At 71.7% G+C, this 17,601-nt stretch carries 17 protein-coding genes; 1 reads left to right on the plus strand and 16 read right to left on the minus strand.

The window, feature by feature from the left end:
* From ACFPZJ_RS17520 to ACFPZJ_RS17595, 16 genes are all read right to left on the minus strand, one after another.
* A partial coding sequence (locus ACFPZJ_RS17520; protein WP_381022167.1) for a flavodoxin-dependent (E)-4-hydroxy-3-methylbut-2-enyl-diphosphate synthase occupies nucleotides 1–510 on the minus strand: 510 nt, incomplete at its 3' end.
* 4 nt (nucleotides 511–514) lie between these two features.
* Nucleotides 515–1,537, minus strand: a complete 1,023-nt coding sequence (gene hpnH / locus ACFPZJ_RS17525; protein ID WP_381022169.1) for an adenosyl-hopene transferase HpnH — start codon at nucleotides 1,535–1,537, stop codon at nucleotides 515–517.
* A gap of 5 nt (nucleotides 1,538–1,542) precedes the next feature.
* Nucleotides 1,543–2,184: a 5'-methylthioadenosine/S-adenosylhomocysteine nucleosidase family protein gene (locus ACFPZJ_RS17530; RefSeq protein ID WP_381022170.1), complete on the minus strand. Its 642-nt coding sequence runs from the start codon at nucleotides 2,182–2,184 to the stop codon at nucleotides 1,543–1,545.
* Complete coding sequence (gene shc, locus ACFPZJ_RS17535) at nucleotides 2,184–4,208, minus strand: squalene--hopene cyclase (RefSeq protein WP_381022172.1); 2,025 nt, start codon at nucleotides 4,206–4,208, stop codon at nucleotides 2,184–2,186. The genes ACFPZJ_RS17530 and shc overlap by 1 nt, the downstream gene beginning before the upstream one ends.
* A gap of 143 nt (nucleotides 4,209–4,351) precedes the next feature.
* Nucleotides 4,352–5,491 (minus strand): polyprenyl synthetase family protein, encoded by a 1,140-nt coding sequence (locus ACFPZJ_RS17540; RefSeq protein ID WP_381022174.1) that lies wholly within the window; start codon nucleotides 5,489–5,491, stop codon nucleotides 4,352–4,354.
* Nucleotides 5,491–6,903: a hydroxysqualene dehydroxylase HpnE gene (gene hpnE / locus ACFPZJ_RS17545; protein WP_381022175.1), complete on the minus strand. Its 1,413-nt coding sequence runs from the start codon at nucleotides 6,901–6,903 to the stop codon at nucleotides 5,491–5,493. The genes ACFPZJ_RS17540 and hpnE overlap by 1 nt, the downstream gene beginning before the upstream one ends.
* Nucleotides 6,900–7,049 (minus strand): DUF6380 family protein, encoded by a 150-nt coding sequence (locus tag ACFPZJ_RS17550; protein ID WP_381022177.1) that lies wholly within the window; start codon nucleotides 7,047–7,049, stop codon nucleotides 6,900–6,902. The genes hpnE and ACFPZJ_RS17550 overlap by 4 nt, the downstream gene beginning before the upstream one ends.
* Nucleotides 7,049–7,999 carry a presqualene diphosphate synthase HpnD gene (hpnD, locus tag ACFPZJ_RS17555; protein WP_381022179.1) on the minus strand — a complete coding sequence of 317 codons (951 nt, stop codon included), beginning with the start codon at nucleotides 7,997–7,999 and terminating at the stop codon, nucleotides 7,049–7,051. The genes ACFPZJ_RS17550 and hpnD overlap by 1 nt, the downstream gene beginning before the upstream one ends.
* Nucleotides 7,996–8,907 (minus strand): squalene synthase HpnC, encoded by a 912-nt coding sequence (gene hpnC / locus ACFPZJ_RS17560; protein WP_381022180.1) that lies wholly within the window; start codon nucleotides 8,905–8,907, stop codon nucleotides 7,996–7,998. The genes hpnD and hpnC overlap by 4 nt, the downstream gene beginning before the upstream one ends.
* A gap of 358 nt (nucleotides 8,908–9,265) precedes the next feature.
* Nucleotides 9,266–10,051, minus strand: coding sequence for an ABC transporter ATP-binding protein (locus ACFPZJ_RS17565; RefSeq protein WP_381022182.1), 786 nt, complete (start codon nucleotides 10,049–10,051; stop codon nucleotides 9,266–9,268).
* A complete protein-coding gene (locus ACFPZJ_RS17570; protein WP_381022183.1) occupies nucleotides 10,044–10,973 on the minus strand; it encodes an ABC transporter permease in 930 nt (309 codons plus the stop codon). Before ACFPZJ_RS17570 ends, ACFPZJ_RS17565 begins: the two co-directional genes overlap by 8 nt.
* A 99-nt stretch (nucleotides 10,974–11,072) precedes the next feature.
* A complete protein-coding gene (locus ACFPZJ_RS17575; RefSeq protein ID WP_381023405.1) occupies nucleotides 11,073–11,945 on the minus strand; it encodes a glycosyltransferase family 2 protein in 873 nt (290 codons plus the stop codon).
* A gap of 5 nt (nucleotides 11,946–11,950) precedes the next feature.
* The gene (locus tag ACFPZJ_RS17580) at nucleotides 11,951–12,730 is read right to left on the minus strand and encodes a CDP-alcohol phosphatidyltransferase family protein (RefSeq protein WP_381022185.1); all 780 of its coding nucleotides are present in this window, start codon (nucleotides 12,728–12,730) and stop codon (nucleotides 11,951–11,953) included.
* On the minus strand, nucleotides 12,708–13,769 hold the full coding sequence (locus ACFPZJ_RS17585) for an iron-containing alcohol dehydrogenase family protein (protein ID WP_381022187.1): 1,062 nt from the start codon (nucleotides 13,767–13,769) through the stop codon (nucleotides 12,708–12,710). The genes ACFPZJ_RS17580 and ACFPZJ_RS17585 overlap by 23 nt, the downstream gene beginning before the upstream one ends.
* On the minus strand, nucleotides 13,757–14,509 hold the full coding sequence (locus ACFPZJ_RS17590; RefSeq protein ID WP_381022189.1) for a phosphocholine cytidylyltransferase family protein: 753 nt from the start codon (nucleotides 14,507–14,509) through the stop codon (nucleotides 13,757–13,759). Before ACFPZJ_RS17590 ends, ACFPZJ_RS17585 begins: the two co-directional genes overlap by 13 nt.
* Entirely contained in the window at nucleotides 14,506–16,323 is a 1,818-nt protein-coding gene (locus ACFPZJ_RS17595; RefSeq protein ID WP_381022191.1) for a DUF5941 domain-containing protein, read from the minus strand. Before ACFPZJ_RS17595 ends, ACFPZJ_RS17590 begins: the two co-directional genes overlap by 4 nt.
* Before the next feature lie 288 nt (nucleotides 16,324–16,611).
* On the opposite strand from ACFPZJ_RS17595, the gene galE reads away from it, so the two are divergent.
* A complete protein-coding gene (gene galE, locus ACFPZJ_RS17600) occupies nucleotides 16,612–17,583 on the plus strand; it encodes a UDP-glucose 4-epimerase GalE (protein ID WP_381022193.1) in 972 nt (323 codons plus the stop codon).
* The last annotated feature ends 18 nt before the right edge of the window (nucleotides 17,584–17,601 follow it).

The raw sequence follows: 17,601 nt of genomic DNA on the forward strand, positions 1-17,601 counted from the left end.
CTCCACTAGGGCCTCGGGCGTGGCCTTGCCGTACTTCTGGAGCAGACGCCGGTCCAGCGAACCGGCGTTGACGCCGATACGGATCGGCGTGCCGTGGTCCCGGGCCGCCTTGGCGATCTCCTTGACCCGGTCGTCAAACTGTTTGATGTTGCCGGGATTGACGCGGACGGCGGCGCAGCCGGCTTCGATCGCGGCGAACACGTACTTCGGCTGGAAGTGGATGTCCGCGATCACCGGGATCCGCGACTTGCGGGCGATGGTGGCGAGCGCGTCCGCGTCGTCCTGCGTCGGGCAGGCGACCCGGACGATCTGGCAGCCGGAGGCGGTCAGTTCGGCGATCTGCTGGAGGGTGGCGCCGATGTCGGACGTGCGGGTCGTCGTCATCGACTGCACCGACACCGGGGCGCCGCCCCCGACCTCCACCGGCCCGACCTGAAGGCGCCGCGACGCGCGCCGCTCGGCGAGCGGCCGGGCCGGCACTTCGGGGACGCCCAGGGAAACGGTGGTCATGGCGCTACCCCTTGCTTCCGGCGACGGTCTCGCGCATGGCCCGCAGGGACTCCTTCAGGGAACCCATGGTGGCGAGGACGGCGGTGGGCTCGTAGCCGCAGTGCGCCATGCAGTTGGCGCAGCGCGGGTCCTTGCCGCGGCCGTACTTGTCCCAGTCGGTCCCCTCGATCAGCTCCCGGTACGTCGGGACGTATCCGTCGCTCATCAGGTAGCAGGGCCGCTGCCAGCCGAAGAGCGAGTAGTTGGGGATCGCCCACGCGGTGCAGGGGAAGTCGACCTTGCCCTCCAGGAAGTCCAGGAACAGCGGGGAGTGGTTGAGCCGCCAGCGGCGCCGGTTGCCGCCCGCGAACGCCTTCCTGAACAGCTCGCGGGTCTGCTCCACGCCCAGGAAGTGCTCCTGGTCCGGGGCCTTCTCGTAGGCGTAGGCGGGCGAGATCATCATCTCGTCGACCTGGAGGTCGTCGTTGAGGTAGTTGAGCACCTCGATGACGGTCTGAGGGGTGTCCGTGTTGAAGAAGGTCGAGTTGGTGGTGACCCGGAAACCGCGCCGCTTGGCCTCCTTGATGGCCTCCACCGCCTCGTCGAACACTCCCTCCTTCGCCACCGACTCGTCGTGCCGCTCGCGCAGCCCGTCGATGTGCACGGCGAAGGCGAAGTAGGGGGAGGGCCTGAACCGGTCCATCTTCTTGCGCAACAGCATGGCATTGGTGCACAGGAAGACGTACTTCTTCTTCGCCACCAACTGACGGACGATCTCGTCGATCTGCGGATGCATCAGAGGCTCGCCGCCGGCGATGGACACCATCGGCGCACCGGACTCCAGCACCGCCCCCACGGCCTGGGCCACCGGCATGCGCTGCTTGAGCACGCCCGCCGGGTGCTGGATCTTGCCGCACCCCTCGCACTTGAGGTTGCAGGCGAAGAGCGGTTCCAGCTCGACGATGAGCGGAAACTTGTCCCGCCTGCGGAGCTTCTGTTCAGCCAAGTACGTAGCGACCTTGATGGACTGGCGCAGCGGCATGGCCATCTGGCTCACCTCCTGGGGAGCAGCGAGGAACGGTGCCATTCGAAGAAAGCGGGCAAAACCGATCGAAGAACACGGAAAGCTGATATTCCACCGCGTACCGTGCCGATCCGGACGAGTTCGTGTTCTGGAGCGTCCACGACCACCCGGACGGCCGCAACCGGACGCTCGCCCACGCGCACGGCGCTCAGCAGCGTGGCGGCGGACTCCATGTCGGCCGCGATCGCGCCGGTCAGGAACAGATCGGACCGCTCGCTGCCGCGCACCACATGGTCGGAGCCGGTGAGCGGCCCGGTGTGGACGGTGCGCCCGGGCACGGTGCGCGCCAGCTCCCGGACGAGCAGGTCGGTTCCCACGCACGGCACGGTGCCGCGCGGGTCCCGGGTCTCCTCGGCGACGACGAGGTCGCCAGGGTGCATGCCGGGGGCGAGTCCCGCGCAGAAGCCCGTGGCCAGCACGGCCGCGGCGGTGAACGCCGGGTCGGCCAGCACCCGGGTGACGGAGCGCTCGGCCGCCGCCGGCCCCATGCCCGTGCGCAGCACGGTGACCGGCCCGCCGGCGCCGCCGCGGTCACCCGCCCGCAGGGCGAGCTGCTCGATGCCGAGCGCGCAGGCGACCAGCAGCGGAGCCGTGGCGGGCTGTGTGCTCATCAGCCCCCCTTGGCCTCGGCACCGGGCTGCCGGGCGGGCCGCTGCTGCGCGAAGGGCTCTCCGTGCACGTACCGGCCGAGGGCGGTGAGCGGAAAGACCTGGCGGTAGAGGTGGTAGTTGATGGAGAAGTCCCAGGGGAAGCCGGTGCCGGTGAAGTACGGCTCGTCCCAGGAGCCGTCCTCCCGCTGGGTGGCGGCGAGCCATTCGACGCCCCGCTCGACGGCTTTGGAGTCCCGCTCCCCCGCCGCCAGCAGCGCGAGCAGCGCCCACGCCGTCTGCGAGGCGGTGGAGGCGCCCCGGCCGCTCCACTCCTTGGCGTACTTGTAGGAGCGCAGGTCCTCGCCCCAGCCGCCGTCGTCGTTCTGCACGGACTCCAGCCAGGTCACGGCCCTCCGGATCGCCGGGTGGGCGCCGGGGAGCCCCGCCGCGACCAGCGCGGGGACGACGGAGCCGGTGCCGTAGACGTAGTTGACGCCCCAGCGCCCGAACCACGAGCCGTCCGGCTCCTGTTCGGCCAGCAACCACTCGATGCCGCGCCGGGTGCGCGGGTCGTGGGCCAGTCCCTCCACCGCGAGCATCTCCACGACGTGCGCGGTGACGTCGGCGGACGGCGGGTCGATGACCTCGCCGAAGTCGCAGAACGGCAGCCGGTTGGGGAGGGGACTGGTGTTGTCCACGTCGAAGGCGCCCCAGGCGCCGTTCCTGGACTGCATGCCGAGGTTCCAGCGCACCCCGCGCGCGATCGCGTTCTCCACCCGGTCCGGGTCGTGGTGCTTGACGCGGCGCAGCGCGAGGACCACCTCGGCGGTGTCGTCGATGTCCGGGTAGTTGTCGTTGTGGAACTCGAACGCCCAGCCGCCGGGCAGCAGGTGCGGCCGACGCACCGACCAGTCGCCGGGCCGCACGACCTGCTCGCCGAGCATCCAGTCGGCGGCCTTGACCAGTTGGGGGTGGTCGGCCGGGAGCCCGGCGTCGGCCAGCGCGATGGTGGTCAGGCAGGTGTCCCACACCGGCGACTGGCAGGCCTCGATCATCCGGGCCCCGTCCTCGCGCCACACGGCGAACCGGTCGAGGGACTCCAACCCGGCGCGCATCACGGGGTGTTCGAGGTCGTAGCCGAGCAGGTGCAGCGCGATGATCGAGTACACGGCCGGCGGCTGGATGCCGCCCCAGCAGCCGTCGTTCTCCTGGCGCTCGATGATCCAGCGGGCGGCGGTGTTCATGGCGGCCCGGCGCAGCCGGCGCGGCGCGAGCTTCCGGTAGGCGTGCAGCGCCTTGTCCAGCCGCTGGAAGGCGCCGTCCCAGCTGGCCGCCGGGGCCGGCTGCCTCGGCGGGTGGGGGTGGTCGGGGTCGGTGTGCAGCTCGTCGAGCGGGAAGGGCGCGGGCCTGACCGGCCGCTTCGCGGAGACGATCGTCAGCGGGACGATGGTCTGCCGGGCCCAGCACCCGAAGTCGTAGATGTTGAGCGGCACCCACTTCGGGAAGTAGATGAGCTCGGGCGGGAGTTCGGGCAGGTCCTCCCACTTCCACCAGCCGAACAGGGCCAGCCAGATCCGGGTGAAGACCCGGGCGGCGGCGATGCCGCCCTGCTCGCGGACCCAGGCGGAGGCCTTCGCCATGTGCGGTGCGTCGGGCGCGTCACCGGCCAGGCGCAGGGCGACGTACGCCTCGATGGTGGTGGAGAGTTCGCCGGGTCCGCCGTAGAAGGTGGCCCAGGTGCCGTCCTCGCGCTGTTCGCCACGGATGAAGAGTGCGGCGGCCTCGGTGGTCTGCTCGTCGCGGATGCCCAGGAACTGACGGAGCAGCAGATCCTCGGCGTCCATCGTGACGTTCGTCTCGAGGTCGCCCTTCCACCAGCCCTGGGGGTCCTGCTTGGCGAGCAGGAAGTCGGTGGCGCGCCGGACCGCGCGCGCGGCGGCTTCGTGGACCCCGGCCGCCACGGGGGTGTCGGTGTGGGTTTCGCTGGCCGCGGCAGCGCGGGACGGCAGAGTCGCCCCGGTGCTTCCGTCGGTCGTCGCTGTCATGGCTTCCCCTTCGTGCAGTGCTGCATGGAGTGCGTCTGCTGTGGGTCCGCCGTCGGCCGGTGTGCGCTGACGCGCCCCACCGGCCGGCGACTACGCGAGGGCTATTCGACCGATAGTGATCATCTCTTTTCGACCGGTGGTAATCATCTCTTTCGTACGACGACGAAGTCGGCGAGGGCCGTGAAGCGGTCCCGCACCTGGTCGGGCATGTCCACGGAGCCGAGCGCCTCGATGGCGACGCTGTGCTGACGGCGGGCCTCTTCGGCGGTCCACTCCCGGCCGCCCGCCTGCTCGATGAGGGCGGCGCGGGCCGCGAACTCCTCCTCCGAGAAATTCTCGGAGTCGCTGGCCTTGGCGTCGGCGGCGAGGATCTCACCGAGCTGCTCGGAGGCGGAACCCCCGGCCGCGAGCGCGGCGACGACCGGCAGCGACTTCTTGCGCTGGCGCAGGTCGCTCCAGGTCTGCTTGCCGGTGGCCTCCGGGTCGCCCCAGATGCCGAGGAGGTCGTCGACGGCCTGGAAGGCCAGGCCGAGGTGGTACCCGTACTTCTCCAGGGTGTCGGCGGTGCGGTCGTCCGCGCCGCCGAGGACCGCGCCGATGGAGCTGGCGCAGGCGAGCAGGGCGCCGGTCTTGTTGCCCTCCATCTCCAGGCACTCCTCGACGCTGACCCGGTCGCGGTGCTCGTAGGAGATGTCCTGCGCCTGACCGTCGATCAGGGCGCGGGTGGCGGTGGTCAGACGGCGGGTGGCGCGGCCGGCCTCGACGGTGCCGAGCTCCAGCAGCACCTCGTTGGCGAGGGCGAACAGGGCGTCGCCGACCAGGATGGCCTGGGCGGGCCCGTGCACCTTCCATACGGTGTCGCGGTGGCGGCGCTGTTCGTCGCCGTCCATCAGGTCGTCGTGCAGGAGAGAGAAGTTGTGGACGAGTTCGACGGCGACCGCGCCGGGGACACCGGTCTCGGGCGCGGCGCCGGTGACCTCGGCGGACAGCACCGCGAGGGCGGGGCGTACGGCCTTGCCGCCGTCGCCCGCCGCGGGCTTGCCCTGGGCGTCGATCCAGCCGAAGTGATAGGCGGCGACGGTGTCCATGGGAGGCGCCAGGCGGTCGACGGCCGCCCGCAGTACCGGTGTGGCCAGGGTCCTACCGCGCTCCAGGAGCGCGATCACGTCGACCGCGGTCTCTCGAGCGGCCTTCGAGGCCGGGGGCACAGTGGGCACAGTCTCTCCTCTTGTTGCGGTACCGGGGGTGCGGGGGCCGTCTGCCGCGCCTGTCTGATCCGGCATCACGCCGCCTCCTCGAACTCGAAGAGGTGACGTGGGCGGGGCCGGCCCAGCGCGCTCAGCGCGGCGTCCGCCGCGCTCACACCGCTGCGGACCGCACTCTCCATGGTCGCGGGCCACCCTGTGGCGGTCCACGCTCCGGCCAGGTACAGGCCGGGGGCCTTGGTGCGGGCGCCGGGCCGCAGACGCCCGACGCCGGGAGCGGGAGCGAAGGTCGCGGTGCGCTCCCTGGTCACGAAGAAGTCCTTCACCTCGGCGCCGCGTGTGAGGGGCAGCAGCCGCTCCAGCTCCCGCAGGTACCGCGCGCGCAGCACGGCCACCGGCTCGTCGATGCCGTCCCACGCGGCCGACTGGGACAGGGCGAGGTACTGGCCGCTCTTCAGCCCGGAGGCGCCGGTGCGGTCGAACACCCACTGCACCGGCGTGCCGAGCGCCGCGAAGAACGGCCTGCTCAGCACCTTCCGGTCGTAGACGACATGGACGTTGAGGATCGGCGCGGTGCCGATCTCCAGCAGCCGCCCGGGCGCGTCGAGCGCGCCGGCGGGCAGCAGGCCGTACGTCTCGCGCTGCGGTACGGCGAGCACGACCGCGTCGGCGTCGAGCGTTTCGCCGGGAACCTCGACCCTCCACCGTCCGTTCGTGTGGCGGGAGACGGAGGTGACGCGTGTACGGACCTCGGTACGGACGCCGGCGAAGTCGAGCGCCTTGCGGGCCAGCCGGTCGTGGAGTTCGCCCAGCGGGACGCGCGCCCAGCCGATGTCGGCCGCGCCCGGGTCGGAGAGCAGACCGGTCTTGAACACCATCGCCGCGAGCCCCAGCGAGGCGTCGCCCGCGACCGCGTTGAGGGTGGCGACTCCGACCAGGTCCCACAGGGCCTCGACGGCCCGCTTGGACTGGCCGTGCGCGGCCAGCCAGCCGCCGAAGTCCTGGCTGTCGAGGGCGGGATCAGCAGGGTCCAGCCCCTTGAGCGCGAGCGCGGCACGGCCCACCCTGGCGCGGTCGGCGAGCGACAGGTGCGGATAGGTGGCGAGACTGCGCCCCAGGTGCAGGGGCACGGGCAGCGCGTCACGCCGCAGCCGGCCCAGCCGCCGCCCCTCGGGCCGCGCGACGTCCAGGACTGGCACGTCGAGACGGTTCTGCAACGGCGCCAGCGCCGCCGCGTCGATGCGGTCCAGAAACCAGCGGTAGGCGGTGCAGCAGCGCAGGTACACATGCTGTCCGTTGTCGACGGTCAGGCCCCCGCGCTGGAAGGAGAAGGCGAGCCCGCCCAGGCGCGGCCGGCCTTCGAGCAGGGTGACGCGCACTCCGGCGTCGGCGAGCGCCAGCGCGGCGGTGATGCCGGCGAGCCCGCCGCCGGCCACGACGGCGTGCCGCCCGCCGTCGAGCGGTTCGTGGGACCGTGTGCCGTGGGTCATCGCGCACCCTCCCCTGCCCGGCCGCCGTGCCGCTCGAACGGTGCACGACCGGCCGTCTGAGCCAGGGACGCCGCCGCGCGCCGGAGGGTTGCCCACCGCTTCCGGCCGGTGGCAGCTCCTCGGAGCGCTGTGACCGGTGACTCCATCAGGCGCGCCTCCTGACGGTCCGCCGGGACACGTGCCGGGCGTCCAGTCCGGACAGCCCGCGCACGGCGACGTACGCCTTCTCGCGCCCGGGCAGCGAGACCCGGCCGCGCAGCACGGCCTCCGGGTCGCGCTCGATACGGTCCAGGAGGCGGCGGTAGATGCCGGCCATGGCGGCGACACAGGCGCCGCTGCGCCGGTCGAGCATGGGGAGCAGCCGGTAGCCCTCGGCGAAAAGGGCGCGGGCCCGACGCACTTCGAAGTGGACGAGGCCCGCGAAGTCGGAGCCTTCCGGCGGTGTCGGTCCGCTGAACCCCGCCGAGCAGCCGAACTTGGCGAGGTCGTCGGCGGGCAGGTAGGTACGCCCGCCCACGGCGTCCTCGCGGACGTCCCTGAGGATGTTGGTGAGCTGCAGCGCGAGACCGAGCGTGTCGGCGTACTCCGGCGCGCGCTCGGCGCCGCGCGCCTCCGGTTCCGTACCGAACACGCCGAGCGAGAGCCGGCCGATGGCGCCGGCCACACAGCGGCAGTAGACCTTCAGGTCGTCCCAGGTCTCGTAGGTCTCGCCGCGCACGTCCATCAGGACGCCGTCGATGAGCTCGTCCAGCCCGCCCAGCGGGATCGGGAAGTGCTGGACGGCATGAGCGAGGGCGACCCCGACCGGGTCGGTGTCGTCCTCCTCGACGTCGCCCGCGCGGATCCTGCCGAGCAGTGCGCGGGTGTCCTCGAGCCTGGCGACCTTGACGTCGTCGGCCAGTGTGCCGTCGCCGATGTCGTCGACCCGCCGCGCGAACGCGTACAGCGCCGACATCGCGCGGCGCTTGGACGCCGGCAGCAGCCTGATGCCGTAGGCGAAGTTACGGGCCTGCTGTCCGGTGACGGCCTCGCAGTAACGGTAGGCGGCGAGTACCGGTGCGGACGCGTGTGGTTCCGACTCCACGGTCCGGATCACCCCTCTCCTCGCAGAGTCACGCCCACCTCACGCAGCAACTGGATCCTGCCGGGCTTGGGCGGGCCGGGAAGTACGTCGTAGTCGGCGGCGGCGATCGCGCGGACGGCCGCCCTTCCCCCCGCCACGAACCCCGCGAGCAGCAGCTTGAGCCTGCCGTGGACGCTCCCCACGAGGGGAGCGCCTGCACTGAGGAGATCGCGGGCCCGGCGCGCCTCGTACGCGATCAGCGCACGAACCGGCGCGCCGGCGGTCCTCGCGGCGAGATCCGCCTCCTGGACGTGGAAGCGTCTCATGTCCGCGGCGGGCAGATAGACGCGGTCGCGGCCCAGGTCCTCGGCCACGTCCTGGAGGTGCTCGACGATCTGGAGGGCCGTGCAGACGGCGTCCGAGCGGCGGACCCGCTCCGGCGTGGAGCTGCCCGTGACGGCGAGGACGAGACGGCCGACGGGGTTGGCGGACAGCTCGCAGTAGGCGAGCAGGTCGTCGTAGCTCTCGTACCGCCTGACGAGCTGGTCCTGGCGGTTGGCGGCGATCAGGGCGAGGAAGGGCTCGGGGGTCAGCGAGCGGGCGCGGACGGTGCGCTGGAGGCGGCGCAGCAGCGGATGGCGTGGTCCGGCGCCCACCGGGTCGAAGACCCGGCGCAGGTCGGCCTCGAAGGCGTCCAGCAGCACCAGGCGGTCCTCGGCGTCCCGTGGGCCGACGCCGAGCAGACGGGCGTCGGCGCCGCCGGGGGCCAGGTCGCCGTCGCCGATGTCGTCCACGAGGCGGGCGAAGCCGTAGACGGCCATGAGATCGTCGCGCCAGGCCCGCGGCAGGAAGAAGGGGGCCACGGGGAAGTTCTCACCCGCGGCCTTGTCGAGCGTGCCGCGCTCCGGACCGACCACGCGCGCCGTGCCGGGTCCCGTCACCGCGGACTGCCCGGCGCGGGGACGGCACATGCTGCGTGGAGCCGGGGAGTTTCCGTAGCCATTGCCGTCACATCTCCCGTTCTACACTGCCGACCCAATACAGACTATTTCGGACACGCCGCTCGGCCGTCCGTGCAGCAGCCCTCAGGGAGGGTGTCGCGCATTATGGCCCTACTTGCCGCGTTTCGGGACCCGTACAGCTTACGTTGTACAAGCGGCGAGCCGCGCCTGGGTTTCCCCCGCATCACAACAACACACGGATCGGTCCCAAGATTCCTACGGATGACCGGAGTTGACGTTTTCTTTGCGGACGCGAGCCCCGCCGGGACAGTTCCGGCGGGGCCCTGGGCGAACCGGGTTACTTGCCCGTGAACTTCTCGTACTCCTTGAGTACCTCGTCGGTCGGTCCGTCCATACGCAGTTCACCGCGCTCCAGCCACAGGACGCGGTTGCAGGTGTCACGGATCGACTTGTTGTTGTGGCTGACCAGAAACACGGTGCCGGCCTCCTTGCGCAGCTCCCGGATGCGGTCCTCGGAGCGCTTCTGGAACTTGCGGTCACCCGTGGCCAGCGCCTCGTCGATCATCAGGACGTCGTGGTCCTTGGCCGCCGCGATGGAGAAACGCAGGCGCGCCGCCATGCCGGAGGAGTAGGTGCGCATCGGCAGCGTGATGAAGTCGCCCTTCTCGTTGATGCCGGAGAAGTCGACGATCTCCTGGTAGCGCTCCTTGATCTGCTCGCGGCTCATGCCCATGGCGAGTCCGCCCAATATGACGTTGCGCTCGCCGGTCAGGTCGTTCATCAGGGCCGCGTTGACGCCGAGCAGCGAGGGCTGGCCGTCGGTGTAGACCCTGCCCTTCTCGGCGGGCAGCAGGCCGGCGATGGCGCGCAGCAGGGTGGACTTGCCGGAGCCGTTGGAGCCGATCAGCCCGATGGCCTCGCCGCGGTAGGCGACGAAGGACACGCCGCGCACGGCGTGCACCTTGCGCACACCGCGCGCCGCGTCGTCGGAGCCTCGCTTGAGGATGCGGCTGAGGGCGGCCGTCGCGCTGCCCTTGCCGGTCTTCGCGCCGTTGACGCGGTAGACGATGTGCAGGTCGTCCGCGATGACGGTGGGGACCCGGTCCCGCTGCTGGTCAGCCACGGCCGTACCTCTCCTCCGCTGTCCAGAAGTACACGAAGCCGCCGATCATGACGAGCGCGGCCCAGCCGCCGGCGACCGCCCACACGTGCGGCGGGAGGTTCTCAGAACCGTACCCGTCGATCAGGGCGAACCGCATCAAATCCATGTAGATCGCGGCGGGGTTCCACTGGAGGGTGTCGGCGATCCAGGCGGGGTGTTCGGCGAGCATCACCGGGATGGAGAACATGACGCCCGAGGCGTACATCCACGTCCGCGTCACGAACGGCATCAGCTGGGCGAGGTCGGGGGTCTTGGCGCCGGCCCGGGCCATGATCAGCGCGAGGCCGGTGTTGAACAGGAACTGCAGCACCAGCACCGGCACGATCAGCAGCCAGGACAGATCGGGGTAGCTGCCGAACGCGACCGCCACGACGAACAGCACGATCATCGAGAACATCAGCTGCTGGAGCTGCTGGAGCGCGAAGGAGATGGGCAGCGAGGCGCGCGGGAAGTGCAGCGCGCGCACCAGGCCCAGGTTGCCCGAGATCGAGCGGACGCCCGCCATCACCGAGCTCTGGGTGAAGGTGAAGACGAAGACGCCCGTGACCAGGAACGGGATGTACACGTCCTTCGGCATTCCCCGGCCGGCGTCCAGGATCAGCCCGAAGATCAAGTAGTACACCAGCGCGTTGAGCAGCGGTGTCGCCACCTGCCACAGCTGGCCGAGCTTCGCCTGGCTGTACTGGGCGGTCAGCTTCGCCTGGGAGAAGGCGAGGATGAAGTGGCGCCGTCCCCACAGCTGCCGGACGTACTCGGACAGGGACGGCCGGGCACCGCTCACAGACAGCCCGTACTTGGCGGCGAGCTGTGCCGCCGTGAGGCCCTCGTCGGGCGACGCGGGCGCGCTCACCGCGACCGTGCCGTCGTGCGTTGTCTCACTCACCAGTTGGAAACTTTCGTCTTCGAGATGCGCAGCCAGTGCGGGTCCGGCGTGAGGCCGCCGGGCCGGGGACCGGTCCGGTTGCTCCCGGACACGAGCTTGTCAGATGACGGGAGGCCGGCCCAGTCGGGTCAGCCGCCACACCGTACGCCACTTCATGGGACGGCGGGGGCCGCACGGAGTGGTCCAGCCTTCCCGGAATCCGCCGAACCATGCCCTCAGCGCCGGGCGCGAGGGACGGCGGACGAGGGTGAGCAGCAGCCAGGCACCGAGGTAGACCGGGACGAGCGGCGCCGGGAGGTTGCGGCGGGCCAGCCAGACGCGGTTGCGGGCGACCATGCGGTGGTAGACCGCGTGCCGCGAGGGCGCGGTCGTCGGGTGGTACAGCACCATGTCGGACCGGTAGTCGATCATCCAGCCCGCGTCGAGGGCCCGCCACGCCAGGTCGGTTTCCTCGTGGGCGTAGAAGAATGCGTCCGGCAGGCCGCCGACGTCGGCGAAGACCTGGGTGCGGACGGCGTTGGCGCCGCCGAGGAAGGTGGTGACCCGGGAGGAGCGCATCGGGTCGGACGCCCGCAGCCGGGGCACGTGACGGCGCTGGGTGAGGCCGGTGTCCGGGTCGGCGATGCGGAAGCTGATGATGCCGAGCTTCGGGTCGGCCTCGAACGCCTTGCGGCACAGCTCGGCGGTGTCGTGGCTCGCCAGCAGGCCGTCGTCGTCCAGGAAGAGCAGGATGTCCACGTCGCGGCCGCCGGGGCCGAAGGCCTCTATGCCGACGTTGCGGCCGCCGGGGATGCCGAGGTTCTCGGGCAGCTCGATGGTACGGACGCCTTCGGGGACGTCCGGGACCGGCGACCCGTTGCCCACCACGACGACCTCGACCGGGTCGCCGTCCTGCTTGGCGATCGAGTCGAGCAGGGCGCGCAGCTCCTCCGGCCTGTTGCCCATGGTGATGATCACCGCGCCGACCTTCATGGCGCTCACCGCAGCCTGCTGGAGGCGAGGATGGACACCAGGTGCAGCAGGGTCTGCAGCAGGGCGATCGCGGCGAGTACGGCGGTGCCCAGCCGGGTGAAGAACAGGTCGCCCCGGCTCGCGTCCAGGATCGCGAGGACCAGGATGAGCAGGGACGCCTCGATGCCGAGGACGAGCCGGTGGAACTTGAGCGCGGCGGCGGCCTTGCGGGCCAGCGCCATGCCGGAGGAGCGCGGCTCGGAGGCGGACTCCTGCACCGGGGGCTTCCCGGCCTGGTGGCGGGCGACGCCGACGAGGTCGGTCTCGGCCTTGATCAGGATCGCGCCGAGCGCGGCGAGGGTGCCGAGGAAGGCCCAGAGCCAGTCGATGCGTCCGGTGCCCCACAGGTCGGCGGCGCGCAGGCCGAGTCCGACCAGGACGGCGGCGTCGGTCAGGTAGGCGCCGACCCGGTCCAGGTAGACGCCGCCGAGCGAGAACTGCTGCTTCCAGCGGGCGATCTCGCCGTCGACGCAGTCCAGCAGCAGGTACAGCTGGACCATGACCACGCCGAGGACGGCGCCCGGGATCCCCGGCACGAGGAGTGCCGGGGCCGCGAGCACACCGAAGACGGTCATCAGGTAGGTGAGCTGGTTGGGGGTGACCCTGGTGTTGACCAGGTAGCGGTCGACCCGCAGGGACACCTCGCGCATGTAGAGGCGTCCCGCCCAGTGCTCACCGCTGCGCCGGTCCTTCACCCCTGCGGGGTGAACGACGGGGCGGAGTTCAGCTACCGATGGCCTTGACATAGTCGGCGTAGGTGTCCTTGATCTTTTCGGTCGTCAGGTCGAGGTGTTCGAGGATGGTGTAGCGGCCGGGCCGGGTCTCCGGGGCGAACTCGACGACCTTGACGAACTCCTCGGTCGTGAAGCCGATCTCGTCCGGCAGCACCGGCAGGCCGTGCCGGCGCAGCACCTCGGCCATGTACGCCGACTCCTCGTGCGCCCCGCGCAGCCACATCGCGAAGGCCGCGCCCAGTCCGCACTGCTCGCCGTGGGCCGCGGCCCGCTTGGGGAACAGCAGGTCGAAGGCGTGGTTGATCTCGTGGCACGCCCCGGAGGACGGCCGCGAGTCGCCCGACACCGACATGGCGATCCCGCTGAGGACGAGCGCCTCGGCCAGCACCTGGAGGAAGTCGTTGTCCCCGATGCCGCCCGGGTGCCGCAGCACCGCCTCGCCGGCCTGCCGGGCCATCGCGGCGGCCAGGCCGTCGATCCGCTCGCCCTTGACGCGGTTGGCCAGTTCCCAGTCCGCGATCGCGGAGATGTTGGAGACGGCGTCGCCGATGCCGGCGCGTACGAAGCGGACCGGGGCTTCGCGGATGACGTCCAGGTCGATGACGACGGCGATCGGGTTCGGCACGCCGTACGAGCCGCGGCCCGCGTCGTTGTCGAGGGTGGCGACCGGGGAGCACAGGCCGTCGTGCGCGAGGTTCGTCGGCACGGCGACCAGGGGCAGGCCGACCCGTGCCGCGGCGAACTTGGCACAGTCGATGATCTTGCCGCCGCCGAGGCCGACGACCGCGTCGTAGTGGCCGGCCTTTATGTCGCTCGCCAGCCGGACCGCGTCGTCGAGGGTGCCGCCGCCGACCTCGTACCAGGTGGCGCCGGGCATGCCGGGCGCGATGCGCTCGCGCAGCTTGGCGCCGGAGCCGCCGCTGACGGCGACGGCGAGGCGGCCGGAGTGCGAGATGCGCTCGTCGGCGAGGACGCACGCCAGGTCGTCGAGGGCACCCGGGCGGATGTCCACGACAAGCGGCGAGGGGATGAGCCGGGTCAGTACTGGCACGCGATCTCCCGTCCGCGGGCGAGATCGTCGTGGTTGTCGATCTCCACCCACTTGACGTCGCCGATGGGCGCCACGTCGATGCGGAAGCCGCGGTTGACGAGCTCCTGGTAGCCGTGCTCGTAGAACTGCTGCGGGTCGGTCTCCCACACGGTCTTCAGCGCGTCGGCCAGCTCGGGGGCGGCGTCGCCCTCGATGAGGGTGACGCCGATGTACTCGCCGGTCGCCTCGGCGGGGTCCATCAGCTTGGTGATCCTCGTCATGCCCTTCTCGGGGTCGACGACGACCTTCATCTCCTCGTCGGCGAGGGACTTGACCGTGTCGAGGGCGAGGATGATCTTCTTGCCGTCGCCGCGCGCGGCGAGCAGGGTCTTCTCGACCGAGACCGGGTGCACGGTGTCGCCGTTGGCGAGGATCACGCCGTCTTTGAGGGCGTCACGGCCGCACCACAGGGAGTAGGCGTTGTTCCACTCCTCGGCCTTGTCGTTGTCGATGAGGGTGAGCTTGAGGCCGTACTTCCGCTCCAGGGCCTCCTTGCGCTCGTACACGGCCTCCTTGCGGTAGCCGACGATGACCGCCACCTCGGTCAGGCCGATCTCGGCGAAGTTGCCGAGGGTCAGGTCGAGAACCGTGGGTTCGCCCTCTATGCCCGCGGGCCCCACCGGCACCAGCGCCTTGGGAAGGCTGTCGGTGTAGGGGCGAAGACGCCGTCCGGCGCCGGCCGCCAGCACGAGGCCGATCATGCGGGTTCTCCTTCATCGTGTACGGCAGGTGCCCCGACCCGGTGGGCGGACACCCAGAAGCGGATGCTCTCGGCGAGCACCACCAGGGCCACGGCCACGGCGAGGGCCGTGAGCGCGACCGGGAACTGCGAGGCGGTGAGCACCGCGGCGAGGACGGTGACGAGCAGCGTCCGCCCTTCGTGCCCCCCGATGACACGCACCAGCCAGGCCGGGGGCGCCCCGGCGTCGCCGCGGATGCGGTACACCGTGTCGTAGTGATGGTAGGCGACCGCGGCCACCAGCCCGTAGGCCGCGGGAAGGGCTCCGTTCACGTCCGCCTTGGCCGCCAGGATCAGCACGGTGCCGTATTCGGCGGCCCGGAACAGCGGGGGGACGAGCCAGTCGAGGGCGCCCTTGAGGGGCAGGGCCACGGCTGCCGCCGAGGTGAGGGCGTACAGGGCGGCCGCCGCGATCGCGAGCGGGCTGCCGAACGGTTCGAGTGCCGCCGCGAGGACCAGCAGGGCCGCGCCGGGCAGGGCGACGAGGAAGCGGGCGCCGACCGGCGGCTTGGCGGGCAGCCTGCGCAGCGCCCGCGCGAGCGCCTCGGCCACCGGCCCGCTGTCCGCGAGGTCCGCCAGCGCCCGCGCCGCCCGGTCGGTGCGCCGGGCCTTGCGGGTCAGGGACCGCAGCACGCGGCCCGCCGTGGTGTACGTCGCCGCGAAGGCGCAGCCGACGAGCAGCGCGTAGAAGGTGATGCGCGGGGTGGTGACGGCGGTGAGGACCGCGATCATCGCCCAGCGTTCACCGATGGGCAGGACGATCATGCGGCGCACCCAGACCGTCCAGCCGACGCTGTCGAGCTTGTCGGAGAGTGCGGCGGTGGGGCTGGTGTTGGCGGTGGCGTCGTGGTTGGCCTCGTTGAAGGAGAAGTCCACGACGTGCCGGCAGGTCTGGAGGACCATCGCGCCGAGGGCGAGGGCCCATACGTCGTCGCCGCCGCGGGCCGCGCCGAGAGCGAGACCGGCGTAGTAGGCGTACTCCTTGGCCCGGTCGAAGGTGGCGTCCAGCCAGGCGCCGAGAGTGGAGTACTGCAGGGAGTAGCGGGCGAGCTGGCCGTCGGTGCAGTCCAGCACGAAGGACGCGATCAGCAGGACGCCGGCCGCGACGAACCCGACGCGGGTGCCGGTGGCCGCGCAGGCCGCCGCTATGAGGGCGGTGAGCAGGGAGGCGGTGGTGACCTGGTTGGGGGTCAGGCCGCGGCGGGCGCACCAACGGGCGATGTAGCGCGAGTACGGGCTGATGAGGAACGTGGTGAAGAAGCCGTCCCGGGCCTTCACCGCCGACTTCAGGCGCACGGCCTCGTCGTCGACGGCGGCGACGGCCTGCCGTGCCTCGTTGCGGGCCTGCGGGTCGGCGGGGACGGTGGCGACGAGGCTGCCGAGCTCGGGGCGGTGCACGGCGGCGCCGTCGGCGTCGAGCGCCGTGACGATGCGGTCGGCGAGGCTGTCGACCAGGGTGGTGGTGCCGCCGTCGGCGGAGTTCTCCCGGGCCATCGCGCGGGTCAGGGCCTGGCGGCCGGCCGGCTGGGCCGTGACGGCCCCGGGGATCCCGGCGAGCGGGAAGCGGGGGTCGGTCAGACCGAGGCGCAGGGCGTGCGGGTGGCCCACGAAGCGGGCGTCGACCACGGCGACCCGCTCCCCGGCCGGCACCGCGGCGAGCAGGGCTTCGGCCTCGGCGGCGTCGGACGCTACCCGGACCTCGAAGCCGAGGGACCGCAGATCGCCCTCGATCGACGAACCGGGGACCGGCTGACCGGTGAGGATGGCGGTCGACAACCGAACTCACTCCCTGCGTCCCGACGCGGTGGCGACGGTCGTGTACATGGTGGGGGCACCCGTGCCGGTGGCTCCCGGGCGGCATGTCGGCAGAGGCTATCGGATGCCGGGAAACCCGCGTTCACCGCCCGTTCGACGGCCCGATCGACGTGGTTCGCCCGGGCCCGTGCCGCGATCATCATCGGGGATCGGGGGGCCGGCCCACAAACCGCGCGTGACAGACCGGGCGCGACCGGACATGGGTGACATTGCGTACGGAGTCATGGTGGCGGCATAGGGTGGGCGACCATGACATGGCTGATCACAGGCGGGGCCGGCTACATCGGGGCACATGTGGCGCGGGCCATGACCGGGGCCGGGGAGCGTGTCGTCGCGTTGGACGACCTCTCGGCCGGGGTGCCCGCGCGACTGCCGGTGGACGTCCCGCTGGTCGAGGGCTCGTCGCACGACGCGGAGCTGCTCAAGCGGGTGTTCGCCGAGCACCGGGTCGCGGGTGTGGTGCACCTGGCCGCGCGGAAGCAGGTGGCTGAGTCCGTCGCGCAGCCGACGCGGTACTACCGGGAGAACGTCGGCGGCCTGGCCACGCTGCTGGACGCGGTCGCCGAGGCCGGTATCAGGCGCTTCCTGTTCTCCTCGTCGGCGGCGGTCTACGGCGACCCCGGCGTGGACCTCATCACGGAGGACACGCCCTGCGCGCCGGTGAACCCGTACGGCGAGACCAAGCTCGCCGGGGAGTGGCTGGTGCGGGCGGCGGGCCGGGCGCACGGCATCGCCACGGCGTGCCTGCGCTACTTCAACGTGGCCGGCGCCGCCGCGCCGGAGCTGGCCGACACGGGTGTCTTCAACGTCGTCCCCATGGTCTTCGACCGGCTGACCCGCGACGAGGCCCCGCGGATCTTCGGCGACGACTATCCGACGCCGGACGGCACGTGCGTACGGGACTACATCCATGTCGCCGACCTGGCCGAGGCACACCTGGCGGCGGCCCGGCGGCTGGCCCGCGAGGACGTCACGGGAGATCTGACGGTCAACATCGGGCGCGGTGAGGGCGTCTCGGTGCGCGAACTGATCACGGTCATCGGCGAGGTCACCGGCGACCGGCGGCCCCCGCTCGTCGAGGCCCGCCGTCCGGGCGACGCCCCGCGCGCGGTGGCCTCCGCCGCCCGGGCCGCCGAGGAGCTCGGCTGGACGGCGCGGCGCGGGGTGCGGGAGATGGTCGAGTCCGCGTGGCAGGGGTGGCTGCTGCACCGCGGCCGCTGAGCGTGATGGCTGCCGGCT

It is taken from the genome of Streptomyces bullii (genome assembly GCF_042657145.1).
In the GTDB taxonomy this organism is placed as follows: Bacteria; Actinomycetota; Actinomycetes; order Streptomycetales; family Streptomycetaceae; genus Streptomyces; species Streptomyces bullii.

Excerpts from the sequence above, each read along its gene's own strand:
- galE (WP_381022193.1), top strand. The coding sequence starts at position 16,612 with ATGACATGGCTGATCACAGGCGGGGCCGGCTACATCGGGGCACATGTG.
- shc (WP_381022172.1), bottom strand. The coding sequence starts at position 4,208 with ATGACAGCGACGACCGACGGAAGCACCGGGGCGACTCTGCCGTCCCGC.
- ACFPZJ_RS17530 (WP_381022170.1), bottom strand. The coding sequence starts at position 2,184 with ATGAGCACACAGCCCGCCACGGCTCCGCTGCTGGTCGCCTGCGCGCTC.
- ACFPZJ_RS17550 (WP_381022177.1), bottom strand. The coding sequence starts at position 7,049 with ATGGAGTCACCGGTCACAGCGCTCCGAGGAGCTGCCACCGGCCGGAAG.
- ACFPZJ_RS17575 (WP_381023405.1), bottom strand. The coding sequence starts at position 11,945 with ATGAAGGTCGGCGCGGTGATCATCACCATGGGCAACAGGCCGGAGGAG.
- ACFPZJ_RS17580 (WP_381022185.1), bottom strand. The coding sequence starts at position 12,730 with ATGTCAAGGCCATCGGTAGCTGAACTCCGCCCCGTCGTTCACCCCGCA.
- ACFPZJ_RS17590 (WP_381022189.1), bottom strand. The coding sequence starts at position 14,509 with ATGATCGGCCTCGTGCTGGCGGCCGGCGCCGGACGGCGTCTTCGCCCC.
- ACFPZJ_RS17540 (WP_381022174.1), bottom strand. The coding sequence starts at position 5,491 with ATGCCGGATCAGACAGGCGCGGCAGACGGCCCCCGCACCCCCGGTACC.
- hpnE (WP_381022175.1), bottom strand. The coding sequence starts at position 6,903 with ATGACCCACGGCACACGGTCCCACGAACCGCTCGACGGCGGGCGGCAC.
- hpnH (WP_381022169.1), bottom strand. The coding sequence starts at position 1,537 with ATGGCCATGCCGCTGCGCCAGTCCATCAAGGTCGCTACGTACTTGGCT.